We start from the raw sequence: 17,132 nt of genomic DNA, 5'->3' as shown, positions 1-17,132 counted from the left end.
CGCTTCCCCCTCTCATGTCCGGCCCACCGGGGACCGTGAGTCGTGCGAAACCGTGTGCGTGGTGCTCGCGCGTTGCTACGTACCGTGTGCGCAGTGCTTGTGCGCTGCTCTACTTCTTTACACGAACAGTCTTTGTGGACCGTGTTTCGAGAGTCATCTCGTCGGCCTCCGCGACCTTCGCCTTCAATCGCACAGTACCCGCCGCGGCATCGACCACGTCCACCACCTTCGCAAGCAGTTTCGCCGTATCCGCGTTTCCGGAGGCACTCGCGAGCTGAACCGCGCGGCCCAGTTTGGCCGTTGCCCCGTCGGCATCTCCCGCTTTACGCGCATCCAGGCCCTGTTGGATGACTTGCGCCAGTTCCGCCTGACCCGTGTAGTGCGCGACCTGCGGATTGATCGACGTGGACGCCGTCATGTCGTCGGTCCACACGGCCCGTACGAGCCCCTGCGCGCCCAGCGTCCGGGCGGTGCCGTCGCCGTGCGGGATCACCAGGGAGACCCGGGCGGCGAGCATCTCCTGCCCGAGGCCGGCCTCGGGCACCTCCACGCACACGTGGTAGTCGCGGGACTCGTCCCCCCAGGAGCCCGTGGGGTAGTCCCCGGCGCGCGGGCCCGCCTCGGTGCGGCGGTCGGTCAGCGGCTCGACCGTCGGCGCGACCTGCTTGACGAACTTGATGGAGGTGCCGACCGGGGTCCACAGCCGCAGCGCCACGTCCGCGACCTCCTTGCCCATGGCCGTCTCCATCATCTGCGTGAAGTCGGCGGACAGGCCCGCCGGATCGGCCACGATGTCGGCGGTGCCGAGCAGCGCGGACGCGATGGCGGTGACTTCTTTCACTTCCCAGTCCGTGCCGACGCCCCGGGCGTCGGCGGTGAAACGGCCGGCGGAGGCGTCCAGGGAGGCCTTCAGGTCCTCGGGCGACTCGTGTTCGTTGCGGCCGTCGGTGAGCACGATGCCGTGCCGGATGGTGACGTCCGCCGAGGACAGCAGCCGGTCGGCCAGCTTCAGCCAGGTGCCGATCGCGGTGCCGCCGCCCGCGCTGAGCTTGCGCAGCGACTGCTTCGCCTGCTCGCGGGTCTGCGCGTCGGCGACGGCCAGTTCACCGTTGCCCGGGTAGACCTCCTTGGCGACGTGCGTCCCGCCGATCACCGCGAAGTGCACGCCGTCCCGCAGGGCGTCGATCGCGGCGGCCGTCGCGTCCCTTGCGCCGCGCATCTTGGTGGGCGGGTAGTCCATGGACCCCGAACAGTCGACCATGATCGCCACGGCCGCGTCCGGGCTCTGTCCCGGTGTGTACAGATGCGGTGCCGCGGCGGCACTCCCGACCGTGCCGCCGCCGGTGGAGGTCACCGTCACGATCGCGTTGACCTCGCGGCCGCCCTCCGGCAGGTACTCGTTCTGGTAGACCTCCACCGAGAACTGCGGCACGTTCGACTTCGAGAAATTGGCCATGCCTTCTCTGCTCCCCCTCAGGACTCCCACACGTCGTGGGTGATGCCGGTAGGCGGACCGGTCCCCTCCGGTCCCGACCGGGCCGAGGCCCTCGCCGTCCCTGTCGTTCCTACCGCCACTGCCGTCTCTACCGTCTCTGCTGTCTCTGCCGTTTCGTACCGCTTGGGCCTCTTAGGCCGATCCTGCCCCTTGTTGCGGCGTGGGGAACGGAAGGACGGCCACTGTTACGTTGTCGTGGCCCCCGCCGTCCAGGGCGTGGCCCACCAGGACCTGGGCACTGTGCAGCGGCCGGTCCGCGGCGTCGCGCGGGATGACCTCGGCCATCTCCTCGGCGCCCTCCGCGTAGTTCCACAGCCCGTCGGTGCACACCACGACCACACCCGGCCGGTCCGGCTTGAAGGAAGCGGTGTGCGGCTCCAGTTCGTACGCGTCCGCCCCCAGCCAGCCCGTGATGGCGTGGGCGCGCTCGTCCGCGTACGCCTCGGCCTCGCTCATCAGGCCCGCGGCGACCATCTGGGCCGCCCAGGAGTCGTCCTCGGTGAGCCGGGCCGGTGGTGCCGACCGGTCCACGGGCACCCAGTAGACGCGGCTGTCGCCGACCCAGCCGACGATCAGAAGGCTGGGGGTGACGACGGCGCCGACGAGCGTGCAGGCCGGTGCGTTCACGTGCGGCTGGTGCTCGTGGGACGAGGTGGCGGGGTCCGCGAGGGAGTTGACCGCCTCGGCGGCGGCGAGGATCGCGTCGTGCATGGCCTGCTGCGGGTGCGTGCCGCAGGGCAGGGCCGCGAGCAGCGACTCGTTCGCCGCGCGGGAGGCGGCCAGGGAGGCCTCGTCGGGGCGGGTCGCCGAGGAGACGCCGTCGCAGACGATCGCGACGACCGCGGGCGAACCGTCGGGCAGCGCGGTCGAGGAGACCGTGAACGCGTCCTCGTTGCGGTGGTGGCGCAGACCGCGGTCGCTGACCGCGGCGACCGCGTCCAGCTCCTGCTCCATGTGGTCGCGCTCGCGTGGCTGCGCGTGGCCGCAGTTCTCGCAGTAGCCGTCCCGGTCGACCTGGCCCGCGCGGCACGCCACGCAGACCTTCAGGCCCGCGGCGGGCGTCGCGAGGTCGGCCGTCCGCGGGTCGGCGCGCGGTGCGTCGATCGTGGGGACCTCGACCGTCGGCAGATCGTCCGCCGGGATCTCGGGAGGCAGCGGGGCGGCGAGCGGGTACTCGTCCGGTTCCGCCGCGACCTGGCCCGCCGGGTGAGCCGACGCCGGGGCGGGCGCGTGGCCCGGCGTGTGGCCCGGCGCGTGGGCCGACGCCTGGCCCGGCCGGTGAGCCGGCCCGGGGGCCGATCCGGGGGCCCCGGATCGAGACGGCGCCTGCGCCTGCCCCTGCCCCTGCCCCTGCGGCTGGGCGGGCGACTCGGCCTGTGTCTGGCCGTGCGACAGGGCGGACGACTGCTCAGGCGGCAGGGCGGACGACTGCGTGTGCGACTGCGTGTGCGGCGGGGCGGGCGACCCGGCGGGCCGGTCGAACCGTACGCCGGGGCTGTCGGAGCCCCCCGACTCGCGGCCCTCGATGTCCGCCGGCAGGACCACGGCCGCCGGTGTGCCCGAGCTGTCGGCCTCGGGCGCGACAGGCCAGTCCACGGCGGTCACCGGGGCCACGGGTGCCGCGGGGGCCACCCCGGCCGCGGCCGAAGGAGGCCGTGGCGCCGAGCCGTTCATGGTGATCGTGGGACTGTCGTCCGGCGGCGCTGGTACGGCCGACAGGTCGTAACCGCACGCACCGCAGAAGCGGTCTCCCGACTCCAGCGGTTCCTCACAGCTGGGGCAGGCGGCCAGTTGGGGCATCTGCGACATGAATTACACCCACGTCCGGGGGCGGTAGCGGTTGGCGCGCTCCACCAGATCGATCCTCTCCTCGCCACCCTGGGCGAGCCGGGCCAGTGTCCGGTACGAACGCTCCAGTCCGAAGCGCAGGCCCCGCTCGTCCAGGTCACTGCCGAGCAGTACGGTCCGCGCACCGGTGTTCGGCGGGACGGAACCCTGGATACCGGAGAGTACCCAGTCCAGGGCGCAGCCAAGGACCTCTGTGGACAACTGCTCGCGGCGCACCGCGTCCAGGCCGTACCCGTCCAGTGCCTCGACCTGGGCCGCGGCCGAGGTCAGGTCGTCCAGGAACGGCGTCCCGGAGTTCCCGGAAGCAGCAGGGGCCGCAGAAGTTCCCGGGGCCCCGGGCGGCGCCCCCGGCGCTCCCGGCGGGCGCGGAGCGGCCTCGGCCAGGCGCTGCCTCAGCCGCGCCCGGACCGCGGCGACCCGCGCCGCCGTGTAGTGGATCGAGGACTCCGGCACCGACTCCAGCGTCCGTACGGCGCCGGGGCGGTCGCCCGCCGCGAACTGGACGCGGGCCAGGCCGAACGCGGCGCTGACATAGCTCGGGTCGGTCGTCCACACCAGCCGGTAGTACTCGGCGGCGTTGTCCAGCTGTCCGAGGACCTCCGCGCACAGGCCGAGGGCCAGCTTGGGTGCGGGCTCACCCGGGAAGGCGTCGTAGATCGCGTCGAAGGACACCGCCGCCACCTCGTGGTCACCGGCCGCGAGCGCCGCCACGCCCCGGTACCAGACCACCCGCCAGTCGTCGGGGTGGTCCGTCTCCAGCGTTTCGAGCGTCCTGGTCGCGTGGTCGAGCTCGCCCAGCTCCAGGCGGGCCCGCAGCTCGCGCAGCCGCAGCTCGGGGGAGCCGGCGGGCGCCGACTGCAGGGCGCTGATCAGCTCCCCGGGCGCGGATGTCATGAGGCCGGCCAGGAACCCGGCGTTCGGATCGCCGGGGTCGACATGGGGGACCGGGAGCGCGAGCGAGGCGGCCGAGGTGTTCAGCGGCTTGACGGAGGAGGCCGGGGCGGGCACCAGGAGGGGAGAACCGCTCGTTCCGGCCCCTGCCCCCGCCCGTGTCCCCGTCCCCGCCCGCGTCTCCGGCGCACCGTTCGCCCCCGCCGTCAGCTGCGGCGCACCGTTCGTTCGGGCCGTCACAGCCGGTGATCCGTTCGCCCCGGCCGTCACAGCCGGCGCGCCCTTCCTCCCCCGTCTGCCCCGCTTCTCCCGTACGGGCTCCACCCGTACGCCCAGCCGCGACACGTCGCCGCTCAGCTTGCCGAACAACTCCGTGTCCGTGACCTTCAGTTCGGGCCCGAACAGGGTGGACAGCGCGGGCCGCGGCCGGCCCGTCTGCACGGAGACGACCTCGCGCAGCACACCCGTGAGCTGCTCGGCCATCTCCTGCGCGGAGGCGAACCGGCGGGCCGGGTCGGGGTCGGTGGCCCGTACGAGCAGCCGGTAGAACGACTCGTACGTACGGAAGACCTCGATGTTGTCGGGGTCGGGCAGGGAGTCCACGAACACGTTCGTGTAGCCCTGGAAGTCGAAGGTCATGACCGCCAGGGTGCGGGCGACCGTGTACAGGTCGGAGGCGACCGAGGGGCCCACGTCGGCGACCTCCGGGGCCTGGTAGCCGACCGTGCCGTAGATGGCCGACTCGTCGTCGTCCATCCTGCGCACCGCGCCCATGTCGATCAGCTTGAGCTGGTCCTCGGTCTGTATCGCGTTGTCGACCTTGAAGTCGCAGTACAGGAGGTTGCGGCTGTGCAGATGGCCGAGCGCCTCAAGGGCCTCGATGCCGTAAGCACACGCTTGCTCCACCGGCAGCGGGTCACGCTTGCCGGCCGCGGTACGGCGGTCGTTGGCGATCTCCTTGAGGGACTTGCCGCCGACGTACTCCATGACGATGTAGCCGTCGAGGGAGCCGGTGCGCTGGTCGAGGTGCTCCACGAAGTTGTAGATCCGCACGATGTTCGAGTGCTCGATCTCGGCGAGGAAGCGGCGCTCGGAGATCGCGGCGGCCATGGCGTCCTGGTCACCCGTGTCGAGAAGACCCTTGAGGACCACCCAGCGGTCGGACACCGCCCGGTCGACGGCCAGATAGACCCAGCCGAGCCCGCCGTGCGCGAGACAGCCCATGACCTCGTACTGGCCGTGCACGATGTCGCCGGTCCGCAGCTTCGGCACGAACGAGTACGGGTGGCCGCACTTGGTGCAGAAACCCTCCGTGCGTCCGGACCGCTCCCCGCGCGAACGCCCCACCGGCGCACCGCAGTCGGAGCGCGAGCAGAATCGCTTCCGCTCCGGAACCTCGGGGTTCTCCTGCACCATCGCGTGCGGGTCGGGCCGCGGCACGTCCGGCACCTGTACGAGGCCGACCCCGAGCCGGCCGCGACTGGAGGACCCGGCCGCCGAACCGGAACTGCGCACCGACACCGAACGGCCCGTCGACCGCCCCGAGACGGCCCGCGAGAGGCGGCCCGACACCGAACGCCGGGACTGCGCGGAGCGCGACGTGGAACGGGACGACGCCTGGGAGCCGGAGCGCGCGCTCCCGCTGCGGGAGCCGCGTGAGTTCCTGCCGCCCGCCGTGATCCCGGTCGGCGGCGAACCCACCATGCCGGTCGACGAGACGACCGGCGCCAGACCGCAGGTGTCGCAGTACAGCTCGCCGCCGCCCATGTCCTCGTACGACCCGGGGCAGCCGGGCCGCTGACACTGTTTCTGCTGACTCTCCTGACTCGGCCGGCTTTCGTTCGGCTGACTCATGACTCCCCCCTCCGGTCCTGTGGTCCGCCGTCCCCGGGGACCCTCGGCACCAGTACCTCGGCGGCCGCCTGCTGGTAGCGCAGCACCGCCTGTTCCGCCACGCGCAGGTCGCAGGGCGCGCTCCACAGCATGCGGCGCGCCGCGTCGTACCGCTCCACCAGCAGCGGATCCTCGGCGAAGCCGTGCCGTGCGACCTTCGCCTTGTACGCGTCGAGACGGCCGCGCAGTTCCGCGCGGACCGCGAGCGGCGCGGTGACCGCGGTCAACGACTCGCGGGCGCGCATCAGTTCGTCCTCGGCCTTCTCCTCCAGGGACTCCAGCAGGGGCGACAGGCGGTGCCACTGCGCGTGCCTGCGGTACTCGGAGGCCATGGCCAGCTGTTCCTGCAGCGCGGTCGGCGGACCGCCGACCGCGGGCACCTCGGAGGCGGCGATCTTCGCCAGTACCTCGCCGCGCGCGCTCCTCGCCTCGGCCAGCGTGCGGTCCGCGCGGCTCAGCACGTCCCGCAGCCGCACCAGGCGCGCCTCCGCGTCCTGCCGCACGGTGAGCACGGCGTCGATCTCGCGGCGCACCTCTTCCAGGGCGCGCGCCTCGCGGTCGTAGCGCGTCGTGTCGGGACGGCCGCCGCCCGGCGCCGAACTCCCCTGCGCGGGCGCCCAGAAGGCCAGCGGGTCGGACACCACCTGCTCGCGCAACGAGGTCAGCGTGCGGGTGATCCGCTCCAGGTCGTCGCCCGAGGGATGCTCACCGGGCCGGACGCCCACGGAGTGCGCGAGCCTGCGGGTGCGCTGCAGCTCCGCGGCCAGTAAATCTATCCGCGCGGGCAGCGCCGACCAGACGGCGTCGGCCGTGACGACCATGTCCAGCGAGGTCGCGTACAACTCGTTCATCCGCTCGACGAGTTCGGCGAGGGTGAAGCGCTCGCTCAGCCGGCCCGTGCCCGCCATCGTGGGCGCGGCGGCCGTGGCACCGGCGCTGCCGGCCATCGTGACGCTCTCGCCGCGCAGCAGTTCCGTCAGCTCCACGAGGTCGTCGCGGCTCGACCAGCGTCTGCGGGAGCGGATCTCCCGAGCGGAGCGCAGCGCGTCGGCGTACGCGTCGAAGTAGGACCAGAGCAGGGTGATCGACGCCTCGGCGGTGCCCCAGCGCTCCTTGGTCGTGCCCGTGAGCTCGGCACCTTCGAGGAGTCTGCGGCCCGCGTGGTCCTGGAGGGCGAGGAGCGAGGTCTCGATGGCCTCGTGCTCCGCACCGAGCCGCGCCAGCGCACGGTCCACCTCGTCCCGGTCCAGTACCGGCCCGGATGGTCCCGCGACGCCCATCGATCACCCCTCGTTTCCTGTTGCCTGCGCCGGTCTGTCCTGTACCGCTCGTCCCGCGCCGCCCGTCTCGTCGTCCCGCGCCGCCCGTCTCGTCGTCCCGCGCCGCCCGTCTCGTCGTCCCGCGCCGCCCGTCTCGTCGTCCCGCTCCGGAACCACCCGCGGAACTACGGGAGTGCCGTGGTCATTTGTACTGGACCGGGGGTGGCCCGGACGACTCGCCGAGGCTCTCGGCGAGCCACTTGTCGTACGACTCCTGCCAGCCGTCCTTGCGGTAGTCCACCAGGATCTGGTTGACCCGGCGCACCAGATCGGCGGCGTCCTTCTTCATCGCCACGCCGTAGAACTCGTCCGTGAACGGCTCGCCCTTGAGGCCGACCGTCGGGTCCTGTGCGGCCTGGCTCGCGGCGAGCGCCCCGTCGGTCACCACGGCGTCGGCCTCACCGAGCTGCAGCCGTACCAGACAGTCGAGTTGGTTCGGCACGGTGCGGTCCCTGAAGTCGGCGGACGCGGGGAGGGTGCCGTCCTTCTGGGCCGCGTCCAGCGCTTCCCAGGCGGTCGAGCTCGTCGCCGTGCAGATCCGCTTCTCGGCCAGGGACTCGTCGAGCCCGGTGATGTCCGACTTCTTCGGGGCGAGCACCTGCTGGCCGGTCTCGAAGTACGGCGAGGAGAAGGCGACCTTGCCCAGCCGGTCGCAGTTGATCGTCATGGTGCGCACCACCATGTCGACCTTGCCGTCCTGGATCGCCTTGATGCGCTGATCGGTGGGGATGGCCCGGAAGCGGACGTTCTTCGGCTTCTCTCCGACGATCTTGTCCGCGATCTCGTGCGCGAGGTCGATGTCGAAGCCCTCCAGCTCGGCGTCGCCCGACGCGCTGTTCGGGTCGCGGTAGCCGAAGCGGTAGCTGTTCTGGTCGACACCGACGATCAGGAAGCCGCGCTTCTTGATCGCCTGGACCGTCTTGCCGTTCTGGTCGCCCGAGGACGGCGAAAGGCTCTGCTTCTCGGGATCGGGGCACTTGGGGGCCCTGATCTGGTCGCCGTCGGCCGTGCCCTGCCCGGCGAGGCCCTCGGCGTCGTTCTCCCGTGACTGGGTCACCGGCAGCAGCAGCGCGAAGACCGCCGCCAGGGCACAGACGACCGCCATGGCTCCCACTCCGCCCCAGCCCCTCAGGCTGGCTCGCAGACGTCGCGCGTTCATCGTCATGCCCCCTCTCACCGGTACTCCGACAGCCTGCGCCCGATGCCCAGCACCGCGCCGGCCGCGGCCAGCACGGCGAGCACCGCGGCGCCCACCACGAGGCCGTTCATCGCGCCCAGGCCGTCACCGGCCGCCTGCTCGAACTCGGCGCGCTCGTGCGTGATCGCGGCCTTCAGGTTCGTCTCCACGCTGTCGAAGCACTCGCCCGTCGGTTTGTCCGCCCTGGAGCCGATGACCTTGTCGAGCGCCTTCTGGTAGTAGCCCAGCTGGTCCTGCTCGCGGGCCTCCGCGTGCCGCTGCTTCCAGACCTTCATGTTGCCCGTCGCGGCCTCGACCGGCTTCACGCCCGCGCTGTCGTCGGCGAGGTCCGCGGCGTCGGCCAGCTTCGTGGTGAGGTCCTTCATCTGCTGCTCGAAGTCGTAGTCGAACGTGTCGACGGTCTGCTTCCCGGCGTCCGTGACCACCTCCTTGGTCTCCGCGCCGCGGGAGACCAGCGTGAGGTTCTCGTTGCTGCGGGCCTTGAGCGAGGCCAGCCGGGCGTCGTTCAGCGTGTTCATCGAGCGCACACCGTGGTCGTACGAGTCGTTCAGCCCGGCGCGGGCCACGGTGTGGCCGACGACCAGCCAGAGCAGGACGACCGTGGTGGCCGCGGTGGCGGCGGCCAGGCCGTGGTTCAGCACGCGGTTGGTCCGGCGGTAGTTGCGCCGCTGCGCCCACACGAGACCGCCGATGGCCACGGCACCGGCGCCGATCGCGATCCACGGATAGGGCGTCGCGTCGTCGTAGTCGGAGCGCAGCCGCTCGTTCTCCACCTTGTAGAGCCGCTCGGCGTCGTCGAGCATGATCTGCATCTTCGCGTTCGCGTACCGCAGGTAGGCGCCGCCGAGGGGGTAGCCCTGCCGGTTGTTGGCGCGGGCCCGCTCGACCAGGCCCTTGTACTCGGGAAGCATCGTGTTGAGCTTGGTGATGGTCTTCGCCGAGGTGGAACCCGGTTCGGAGTTGGCCGCCGCGGTCACCAGCTTCTCCGCGGCCAGGCCGATGTCGTCCTCGTACCGCTTGCGGGTCTTGGCCGGCTCCTGGCCGCCCGCGAGGAAGCCGCTGGACGCGGCGGTGTTGGCGTCGGCGAGGGAACGGTAGATGTCCGCCGCGTCGGCGCTCAGCGGCTGGCTGCTGTGCAGCACGTCGTCCGCGGCGGCCGAACGTTCCGTCATCTCCCAGGCGGTGAGCGCGCCGAACGCGACCACCAGGACGGCGAGCACGGCGCCGATGACGCGCAGCCGTCCGGGCTCGGTGGTCGCCCCGGCCCGCAGCCGGTCGACGCCCTCCGCCCATGCCGTGCGCCGCGGGGGCCCGGGGTCGGGCACACCCGGCCTGCCCTGCGGCCCCGGTGGCGGGGCCTGCGGCGGGACCGCGGGCGACGCGCCCGCCCGCCCCTGCGGTGGCGCCGCGGTGCTCTGCTGCTGGTACGTCACCTGACCTCCCCCATGGTCGTCGCCGGTCACCTCCGCCCGGCGCCGAGGAGCACGGGAAGAGACGCACGGCCGCAAGTATCGCCGCCGGGACCGACATCCGAACAGGTCTTGACGCGATCTTGGTCGGATTGCGGCCCGGTGAAGATCCCGCACCGCCCCTGCTCATGAATACGCCAACCCGAACTGTTCGGTTCCCGGGGTGCTCAGACCCTCTCGTAAAACTCCCGCACGCGGGCGTGCGCCCGGGCCGGGGCGCCCTGGTGGTCAAGGCCGAGGAGCGCGGCTCCCAGGACCGGCCGGGCGGTGACGACCCGGGGTACGGCCTTGGGGGCACGCTCGCCCAGCAGCTCCCGTACGCGGTCGTCGAGTTGGGGGTGGCGGGCGGCCAGCACACCGCCGCCGAGCAGGACCGGCGCCTCCTCGCCCAGCAGGTCGAGGCGGGTCAGGGCGACGACCGCCATGCCCACCACCTCGTCCGCCAGCCGGTCGACGAGCGCACGGGCCACCGGGTCGCCGTCCGCCGCCGTGGCGAACAGGACCGGCGTCAGCTCGTGGCGCCGCACGTCCTCGACGCGACCGAGGTGCAGGGCCTCGATGAGCGCGTACATCGTGCTCAGGCCGAAGTGCGCGGGCAGGGCGCGGGCCAGCTCGGTCGCGGCGCCCCGCCCGTCCTCGGCGCGCGCCGCGTGCCACAGGGCCTCCTCGGCGAGGCCGGAGCCGCCGCCCCAGTCACCGGACAGGCGGCCCAGGGCGGGGAAGCGGGCGACCCGTCCGTCGGGCCGCATGCCCACGCAGTTGATGCCCGCGCCGCACACCACGGCGACGCCCCGCGGCTCCTCGACACCGGCCCGCAGTATCGCGAAGGTGTCGTTGCGGACGTCCACGGTCGCCCCCCACGCGCGCGCGTGCAGCGCGGCGGCCAACTGTTCCTCCTCCACGGGCAGATCGGCGTTGGCGAGGCAGGCGGAGACATGGCCGACGGCGGTGACGTCCGCCGCGGCGAAGGCCCGGCCGACGGCGTCGGCGAGCGTGTCCACCGCCTGCCGGACGCCGACGACGGGAGGCCGGAACCCGCCGCCGCGGGCGGTGGCGAGCACACTCCCGTCACCCGCCACGACCGCGACGTCGGTCTTGCTGTTCCCCGCGTCCACGGCGAGGACGGTGTGTTCGGCCTCCATGCGGGCGGCGGGGTCGGTGTGTTCGGGCCCCGTGTGGGACGCGGTCACGCCCACGCGAGGTGCTCCCGGTTGTGCGCGATCAGCCGGTCGGTGAGGCCGTCGGCGAGTGCGTACTGGCCGACCAGGGGATGGGCGAGCAGTGCCCGGAACACCCGCTCGCGGCCCCCGCGCAGGGCGGCCTCCAGGGCCAGGTCCTCGTACGCGGTCACGTTCGCCATCAGCCCCGCGAACAGCGGGTCCACCGGCGCCACCGGCAGCGGGACGGCCCCCGAGTGCCCGACCGCCGCCTGCACCTCGATCACGGCGTCGTCGGGCAGGAAGGGCAGCGTCCCCCGGTTGCAGGTGTTCACCACCTGGTAGGGGCTGCCGCCCCCGCCCAGCAGGGACGCGGCGAGGTCGACGGCCGCCTCCGAGTAGTAGGCCCCGCCCCGTTTGCCCAGCAGCGCGGGCTTCTCGTCGAGCGCCGGGTCGCCGTACATCGCCAGCAACTCCTTCTCCATCGCGGCCACTTCCGCGGCCCGCGAGGGCTTCGTACCCAGCTCCCGTACGACCTCGTCGTGCGCGTAGAAGTAGCGCAGGTAGTAGGACGGCACGACTCCCAGGCGGTCCAGGACGCCGCTCGGCAGGCGCAGGTCGGCGGCGAGGGCGTCACCGTGCTCGGCGAGCAGCTTCGGCAGGACGTTCTCGCCCTCGGGACCGCCCAGTCGCACATGGGTTTCCCAGGTGAGGTGGTTGAGGCCCACATGGTCCAGATGCACATCGGTGGCGTCGACCCCGAGCAGCCCGGCGAACTTCCGCTGGAATCCGATCGCCACGTTGCACAGTCCGACCGCTTTGTGACCGGCCTGGAGGAGGGCGCGGGTCACGATGCCGACGGGGTTGGTGAAGTCGATGATCCAGGCGTCCGGGTTGGCCCGCCGGACCCGCTCGGCGATGTCGAGCACCACCGGGACCGTACGCAGCGCCTTGGCGAGGCCGCCCGCGCCGGTGGTCTCCTGGCCGACGCAGCCGCACTCCAGCGGCCAGGTCTCGTCCTCGTTGCGGGCGGCCTGCCCGCCCACGCGGAGCTGGAGCAGGACGGCGTCGGCGCCGTCCACACCCGCGTCGAGATCGTCGGTCGTGGTGATCCGCCCGGGGTGCCCCTGCCTGGCGAAGATGCGCCGGGCCAGCCCGCCGACGAGTTCCAGACGGTCGAGCGCCGGGTCGACGAGGACCAGTTCCTCGACGGGCAGGGTGTCGCGCAGCCTCGCGAAGCCGTCGATGAGTTCAGGGGTGTAGGTGGAGCCCCCGCCCAGTACTGCGAGTTTCATTCTCAGCCCTTCACTCCGGTGAGCGTGACGCCCTCGACGAACGCCTTCTGTGCGAAGAAGAACACGAGGATCACGGGTGCCATGACCAGGACGGTCGCGGCCATCGTCAGGTTCCAGTCGGTGTGGTGCGCTCCCTTGAAGGACTCCAGGCCGTAGCTCAGGGTCCAGGCGCCGGGGTTCTCGGACGCGTAGATCTGCGGCCCGAAGTAGTCGTTCCAGGCGTAGAAGAACTGGAAGAGCGCGACGGCCGCGATGCCCGGCTTCGCCATCGGCAGCACGACCTTCAGCAGCGTCTTCAGGTCCCCGCAGCCGTCGACCTTCGCCGCGTCGAGGTACTCGTTCGGGATCGTCATCAGGAACTGCCGCAGCAGGAAGATGGAGAACGCGTCGCCGAACGCCATCGGGATGATCAGCGGCCACAGGGTGCCCGACAGATCCAGCTGCTTCGCCCAGAACAGGTACATCGGGATGATGATGACCTGCGGCGGCAGCATCATCATCGAGATGACCAGCATCAGCGACAGATTCCGGCCACGGAAGCGGAACTTGGCGAGCGCGTACGCCACCGGGATCGAGGACGCGACCGTCAGCGCGGTGCCGGCGCCCGCGTACAGGAGGGTGTTCTTCCACCAGGTGAGGAAGCCGGGGGTGTCGAAGACCTGTGTGTAGTTGCCCCACTCCCAGGTGTCCGGGACCAGGTCCCTGGTGAGCGTCTGGTCGTCGCTCATCAGCGAGGTCAGGACGACGAACACGAAGGGCAGCACGAAGAACAGCGCGGCGGCGACCCCGAGCGCGTGCACGGCGATCCACTCCAGGAGCGCCTTGCGGCGGGCGGTGCGCTCGGCCGGCGTGACGGGCGCCTTCGGGCTCTCCGGTTCCCGTGTCGCGCCTGGCAGTCGGACTTCAGTCGTCTGCGTCATGGTCAGTCACCTGCCTGGATGAGACCGCCGCGGCGCCGCATCAGGAACGCGGTGAACGCCATGGACAGCGCGAACAGCACCAGCGCGACCACGCAGGCGGAGCCGTAGTCGAACCGCTGGAAGCCGAGGTTGTAGACGAGCTGCGGCAGGGTGAGCGTCGACTTGTCGGGGTAGCCCGGTTCGAACTGCTGGCCCGAGCCGCCGATGATCCCGGAGGCGACCTTCCCGGCGACCAGCGGCTGCGTGTAGTACTGCATCGTCTGGATGACCCCCGTGACCACGGCGAACATCACGATCGGCGAGATGTTCGGCAGCGTCACGAACCGGAACCGCTGCCAGGCCGACGCGCCGTCCAGCTCGGCGGCCTCGTACTGCTCCCTCGGTACGTCGAGCAGCGCGGCCATGAAGATGACCATCAGGTCGCCGACGCCCCACAGGGCCAGCATGGTGAGGGCGGGCTTGGACCAGGCGGCGTCCGTGAACCAGCCGGGCGTCGGCAGACCCAGATCGCCCAGCACCGAGTTGACCGGCCCCGTACCCGGGTTGAGCAGGAACACGAAGGCCAGCGTGGCGGCGACCGGCGGCGCCAGGTAGGGCAGGTAGAACAGCGTGCGGAAGACGCCCGTGCCGGTCTTGATCTTCGTGATCAGCAGGCCGATCCCCAGGCCGAACACGACCCGGAAGGTGACCATGACGAGCACCAGCCACAGGGTGTTGCGCAGCGCCGGCCAGAACATGGGGTAGTCGTCGAAGACGTAACTCCAGTTCTCCAGCCCCCGGAACTCCGGGGCGCCGAAGCCGTCGTACTTCATGAACGAGAAGTACACGGTCGAGATCAGCGGGTAGGCGAAGAAGACGCTGAAGCCGATCAGCCACGGCGACATGAAGGCGGCGGTGCGCAGGGCCTGTTTCCTGCGTTTGGTGCGCAGAGTCGGTGAGGCCGCGGGTGCGGGGAGGGTGGCCATGGGGCGCTACTTCGCCTGCTCGATGTCGCGGTCGATCTGGTCGGCGGTCTTCTTCAGGCCGGCCTTCAGATCCTTCGCCTTGCCGGACTCGTACTGGTAGCCGAAGTCCTGGAGCGTCGTCTGGTACGTCGAGCCGTTCACGGAGGCCGGCGGGGTGTTGGACTGCGGGTGCTGGGCGATGTCCACGAAGGTCTTGAAGCCGTCCTCGACCTTCAGGCCGGGCGACTTGAGCGCGTCGAACGTGGACGGCACGTTGTGGATGGCGTTGGCGAACGACACGACGGCCTCGGTGTCGGTCGTCATGTACTTCATCAGTTCCCAGGCCGCGTTCTGCTTCCTGCTCTGCGGGGCGATGCCCATGATCGTGCCGGAGAGGAAGCCCTTGCCGTACTCGTCCGCCTCGTCGTCGGCGACGGGCATCGGGGCGGTGCCGATCTCGAACTCCACCCCCGCGTCCTTCGCCATCCCCAGCCGCCACTCGCCGTCGAGCTGCATCGCCACCTGGCCGGTCTGGAAGGGGTGCTTGGCGCCCCACTCGTCACCGAACGTGTTGCGGTACCTCTCCAGCTTCCGGAACCCGCCGAGATCGTCGACAAGCTTCTTCTGGTACGTGAACATCTCGGCGAAGGCCGGGTCCTCGGCGATGTTCGACTTGCCGCCCTCGTCGAAGTAGGAGTGGTCCCACTGCGACATGTAGTGGTCCACCACGGTCTCGTAGCCGTGGTAATTGGGCATGAAACCGAGCTGCGCGTACGAGTCGCCCTTGCTCTTCGTGAGCTTCTTCGCGTCCTTCGCGAACTCGGTCCAGGTCTTCGGGGGCGCCTTGATGCCGGCCGCCTCGAAGGCGTCCTTGTTGTAGTAGAGGCCGTACGCGTCGCCGAGCAGCGGCAGCGCGCACCGGGTGCCCTCGAACTGCGTGTACTCCAGCATCGGCTTCGGGATGATCGCGTCCAGGTCGAGCTTCGACTTCTCGATGAACGGCTTGAGGTCGGCGAAGGCGCCGGACGAGCAGAACTTGCCGACGTTGGACGTGGTGAACGACGACACCACGTCGGGGCCGTTCGAACCGCCCGCGCGCAGCGCCTGGTTGAGCTTGTCGTCGTTGATGTTGCCGACGACCTTCACCTTGATGTTGGGGTGCGCCTTCTCGAAGCGGGCGATGTTCTCCTGGACCGCCTTCACCTCGGCGGGCGCGCTCCACCCGTGCCAGAAGGTGATGGTGGTCTTCGCGTTCGGGTCGTCCGTGGCACCGGAGTCGGACTGACCGGTACAGCCGGTGGCGAGAAGGGCTATCGACGCGGCGGCGAGCACCGCTTTACGGGGCATTCCGAGCATGACGGGGTCTCCCTACGAGCAGGGCGGGCTGACGGGGGAAAAGGTGAGGGGGAGGCGAGGGGGCTGTTCAGTGGGCCGAGGTGTCGAAGACCTCGTCGCGGGTCGCGGCGAGCGCGCTCTCCAGCGCGCCGCGCAGCACGGGCTGTTCATGGACGTCGCCGACGACGAGACGCGGCCGGGACGCGGCCAGCTCCTCCAGCTCGGCCTGCACCAGCGCGCGCAGGGGTTCGCCGCCCCTGCTGAGCGAGGCGCCGCTGAGAACGACGAGTTCGGGGTCGAGGACGGACACGAGGGAGGCGAGACCGGTGGCGAGGCCGGTCGCGTAGGTCTGCAGCAGCTCTCGGTGGGCGCCCGCGTTGATGTCCGCGGCCTGCTGTACGAGGGCTGCGGCGGCCTCGCTGTACGGGCCCGTGGGAATGGGGCGTATGCCCAGTTCGCGGGCGAGCCGGGGGATGGCCTGGGAGCCGGCCAGCTCCTGGTAGCCACCGCTGTTGGCCTTGGTGACGTGCCGGACGAGCGGCGCGCCGGGCACGGGCAGGAAGCCGACCTCGCCCGCGCCGCCGGTCCAGCCGCGGTGCAGCCGTCCGCCGAGTACGAGGGCGGCGCCCAGGCCCCCCTCGTTCCACAGGAGGACGAAGTCGTCGTGGCCCCGGGCGGCGCCGAGCCGCTGTTCGGCGACGGCGGCGAGGTTGACGTCGTTCTCGTACTCGACGGGCATCGGCAGCGCCGCCGCGAGCTCGTCGAGCAGGGCGGGGGAGTGCCAGCCGGGCAGGTGGGAGGCGTAGCGCAGCCGGCCCGTGTTCGGGTCGAAGGCGCCGGGGGTGCCGATGACGAGCCGCCGGATGTCGGCCCGGGCGAGCCCCGCCGCCTTCACCGCGCCGTCGAGGGCGTCGGTGACCTGGCGTACGACGGTGTGGGCCGGGCGCCGGCCGGGGGTGGGCAGTTCGTACTCGCCCACCGTCCGCCCGGTCACATCGGCGACGGCGGCGAGGATCCGCTCGGGGGTCACGTCGAGCCCGGCGGCGTACGCGGCGGAAGGATTCACCGCGTACAGCTGGGCGTTGGGTCCGGGCCGCCCCTCGCTGGTGCCGGTGACGAGGACGAGTCCCGCCGCCTCCAGCCGGGCGAGCAGCTGGGAGGCGGTCGGCTTCGAGAGGCCTGTGAGCTTGCCGATCCGGGTGCGGGAGAGCGGGCCGTGCTCCAGCAGGAGGTCGAGCGCGGCCCGGTCGTTCATGGCGCGCAGCACGCGCGGGGTGCCCGGGGTACCGGATGTTGCTGCCATGACTGTCGACACCTGCCTTTCGGCTGCCCAGCTTCCCAGTGTGATTACCGGAAAGTCCACCGAGG

The 17,132-nt window shown here is 71.4% G+C and carries 12 protein-coding genes; all 12 read right to left on the bottom strand.

Features of this window, described 5'->3' with window-relative positions; translation table 11 throughout:
- Positions 1 to 109: 109 nt before the first annotated feature.
- Positions 110 to 1,456 carry a VWA domain-containing protein gene (locus ACH4DZ_RS06770; RefSeq protein WP_398285861.1) on the bottom strand — a complete coding sequence of 449 codons (1,347 nt, stop codon included), beginning with the start codon at positions 1,454 to 1,456 and terminating at the stop codon, positions 110 to 112.
- Between the two features lie 171 nt (positions 1,457 to 1,627).
- Positions 1,628 to 3,304 carry a protein phosphatase 2C domain-containing protein gene (locus ACH4DZ_RS06765; RefSeq protein ID WP_398285860.1) on the bottom strand — a complete coding sequence of 559 codons (1,677 nt, stop codon included), beginning with the start codon at positions 3,302 to 3,304 and terminating at the stop codon, positions 1,628 to 1,630.
- A 3-nt stretch (positions 3,305 to 3,307) separates the two neighbouring features.
- Positions 3,308 to 6,088: a tetratricopeptide repeat protein gene (locus tag ACH4DZ_RS06760; protein WP_398285859.1), complete on the bottom strand. Its 2,781-nt coding sequence runs from the start codon at positions 6,086 to 6,088 to the stop codon at positions 3,308 to 3,310.
- Positions 6,085 to 7,407: a hypothetical protein gene (locus ACH4DZ_RS06755; protein ID WP_398285858.1), complete on the bottom strand. Its 1,323-nt coding sequence runs from the start codon at positions 7,405 to 7,407 to the stop codon at positions 6,085 to 6,087. The genes ACH4DZ_RS06760 and ACH4DZ_RS06755 overlap by 4 nt, the downstream gene beginning before the upstream one ends.
- 181 nt (positions 7,408 to 7,588) lie before the next feature.
- Positions 7,589 to 8,605 carry a glutamate ABC transporter substrate-binding protein gene (locus ACH4DZ_RS06750; protein ID WP_398285857.1) on the bottom strand — a complete coding sequence of 339 codons (1,017 nt, stop codon included), beginning with the start codon at positions 8,603 to 8,605 and terminating at the stop codon, positions 7,589 to 7,591.
- Positions 8,606 to 8,619: 14 nt separating this feature from the next.
- On the bottom strand, positions 8,620 to 10,077 hold the full coding sequence (locus ACH4DZ_RS06745) for a hypothetical protein (RefSeq protein WP_398285856.1): 1,458 nt from the start codon (positions 10,075 to 10,077) through the stop codon (positions 8,620 to 8,622).
- A gap of 203 nt (positions 10,078 to 10,280) precedes the next feature.
- Positions 10,281 to 11,255 carry an N-acetylglucosamine kinase gene (locus tag ACH4DZ_RS06740; RefSeq protein WP_398286218.1) on the bottom strand — a complete coding sequence of 325 codons (975 nt, stop codon included), beginning with the start codon at positions 11,253 to 11,255 and terminating at the stop codon, positions 10,281 to 10,283.
- A gap of 44 nt (positions 11,256 to 11,299) precedes the next feature.
- Positions 11,300 to 12,565 (bottom strand): 6-phospho-beta-glucosidase, encoded by a 1,266-nt coding sequence (locus tag ACH4DZ_RS06735; protein WP_398285855.1) that lies wholly within the window; start codon positions 12,563 to 12,565, stop codon positions 11,300 to 11,302.
- 2 nt (positions 12,566 to 12,567) lie between these two features.
- The gene (locus tag ACH4DZ_RS06730; RefSeq protein ID WP_398285854.1) at positions 12,568 to 13,485 is read right to left on the bottom strand and encodes a carbohydrate ABC transporter permease; all 918 of its coding nucleotides are present in this window, start codon (positions 13,483 to 13,485) and stop codon (positions 12,568 to 12,570) included.
- Between the two features lie 2 nt (positions 13,486 to 13,487).
- Positions 13,488 to 14,450, bottom strand: a complete 963-nt coding sequence (locus tag ACH4DZ_RS06725; protein WP_398285853.1) for a carbohydrate ABC transporter permease — start codon at positions 14,448 to 14,450, stop codon at positions 13,488 to 13,490.
- A 6-nt stretch (positions 14,451 to 14,456) separates the two neighbouring features.
- The gene (locus tag ACH4DZ_RS06720; RefSeq protein WP_398285852.1) at positions 14,457 to 15,785 is read right to left on the bottom strand and encodes an ABC transporter substrate-binding protein; all 1,329 of its coding nucleotides are present in this window, start codon (positions 15,783 to 15,785) and stop codon (positions 14,457 to 14,459) included.
- A 67-nt stretch (positions 15,786 to 15,852) separates the two neighbouring features.
- Positions 15,853 to 17,067, bottom strand: coding sequence for an ROK family protein (locus tag ACH4DZ_RS06715; protein WP_398285851.1), 1,215 nt, complete (start codon positions 17,065 to 17,067; stop codon positions 15,853 to 15,855).
- Positions 17,068 to 17,132 lie beyond the last annotated feature (65 nt).

This window comes from Streptomyces sp. NPDC017991, assembly GCF_044328075.1.
In the GTDB taxonomy this organism is placed as follows: Bacteria; Actinomycetota; Actinomycetes; order Streptomycetales; family Streptomycetaceae; genus Streptomyces.
The sequence above is the reverse complement of the archived record's forward strand: the minus strand, read 5'-3'. Positions and strand labels throughout refer to the sequence as shown.

Excerpts from the sequence above, each read along its gene's own strand:
- ACH4DZ_RS06770 (WP_398285861.1), bottom strand. The coding sequence starts at position 1,456 with ATGGCCAATTTCTCGAAGTCGAACGTGCCGCAGTTCTCGGTGGAGGTC.
- ACH4DZ_RS06765 (WP_398285860.1), bottom strand. The coding sequence starts at position 3,304 with ATGTCGCAGATGCCCCAACTGGCCGCCTGCCCCAGCTGTGAGGAACCG.
- ACH4DZ_RS06760 (WP_398285859.1), bottom strand. The coding sequence starts at position 6,088 with ATGAGTCAGCCGAACGAAAGCCGGCCGAGTCAGGAGAGTCAGCAGAAA.
- ACH4DZ_RS06755 (WP_398285858.1), bottom strand. The coding sequence starts at position 7,407 with ATGGGCGTCGCGGGACCATCCGGGCCGGTACTGGACCGGGACGAGGTG.
- ACH4DZ_RS06750 (WP_398285857.1), bottom strand. The coding sequence starts at position 8,605 with ATGAACGCGCGACGTCTGCGAGCCAGCCTGAGGGGCTGGGGCGGAGTG.
- ACH4DZ_RS06740 (WP_398286218.1), bottom strand. The coding sequence starts at position 11,255 with ATGGAGGCCGAACACACCGTCCTCGCCGTGGACGCGGGGAACAGCAAG.
- ACH4DZ_RS06735 (WP_398285855.1), bottom strand. The coding sequence starts at position 12,565 with ATGAAACTCGCAGTACTGGGCGGGGGCTCCACCTACACCCCTGAACTC.
- ACH4DZ_RS06730 (WP_398285854.1), bottom strand. The coding sequence starts at position 13,485 with ATGACGCAGACGACTGAAGTCCGACTGCCAGGCGCGACACGGGAACCG.
- ACH4DZ_RS06725 (WP_398285853.1), bottom strand. The coding sequence starts at position 14,450 with ATGGCCACCCTCCCCGCACCCGCGGCCTCACCGACTCTGCGCACCAAA.
- ACH4DZ_RS06720 (WP_398285852.1), bottom strand. The coding sequence starts at position 15,785 with ATGCTCGGAATGCCCCGTAAAGCGGTGCTCGCCGCCGCGTCGATAGCC.
- ACH4DZ_RS06715 (WP_398285851.1), bottom strand. The coding sequence starts at position 17,067 with ATGGCAGCAACATCCGGTACCCCGGGCACCCCGCGCGTGCTGCGCGCC.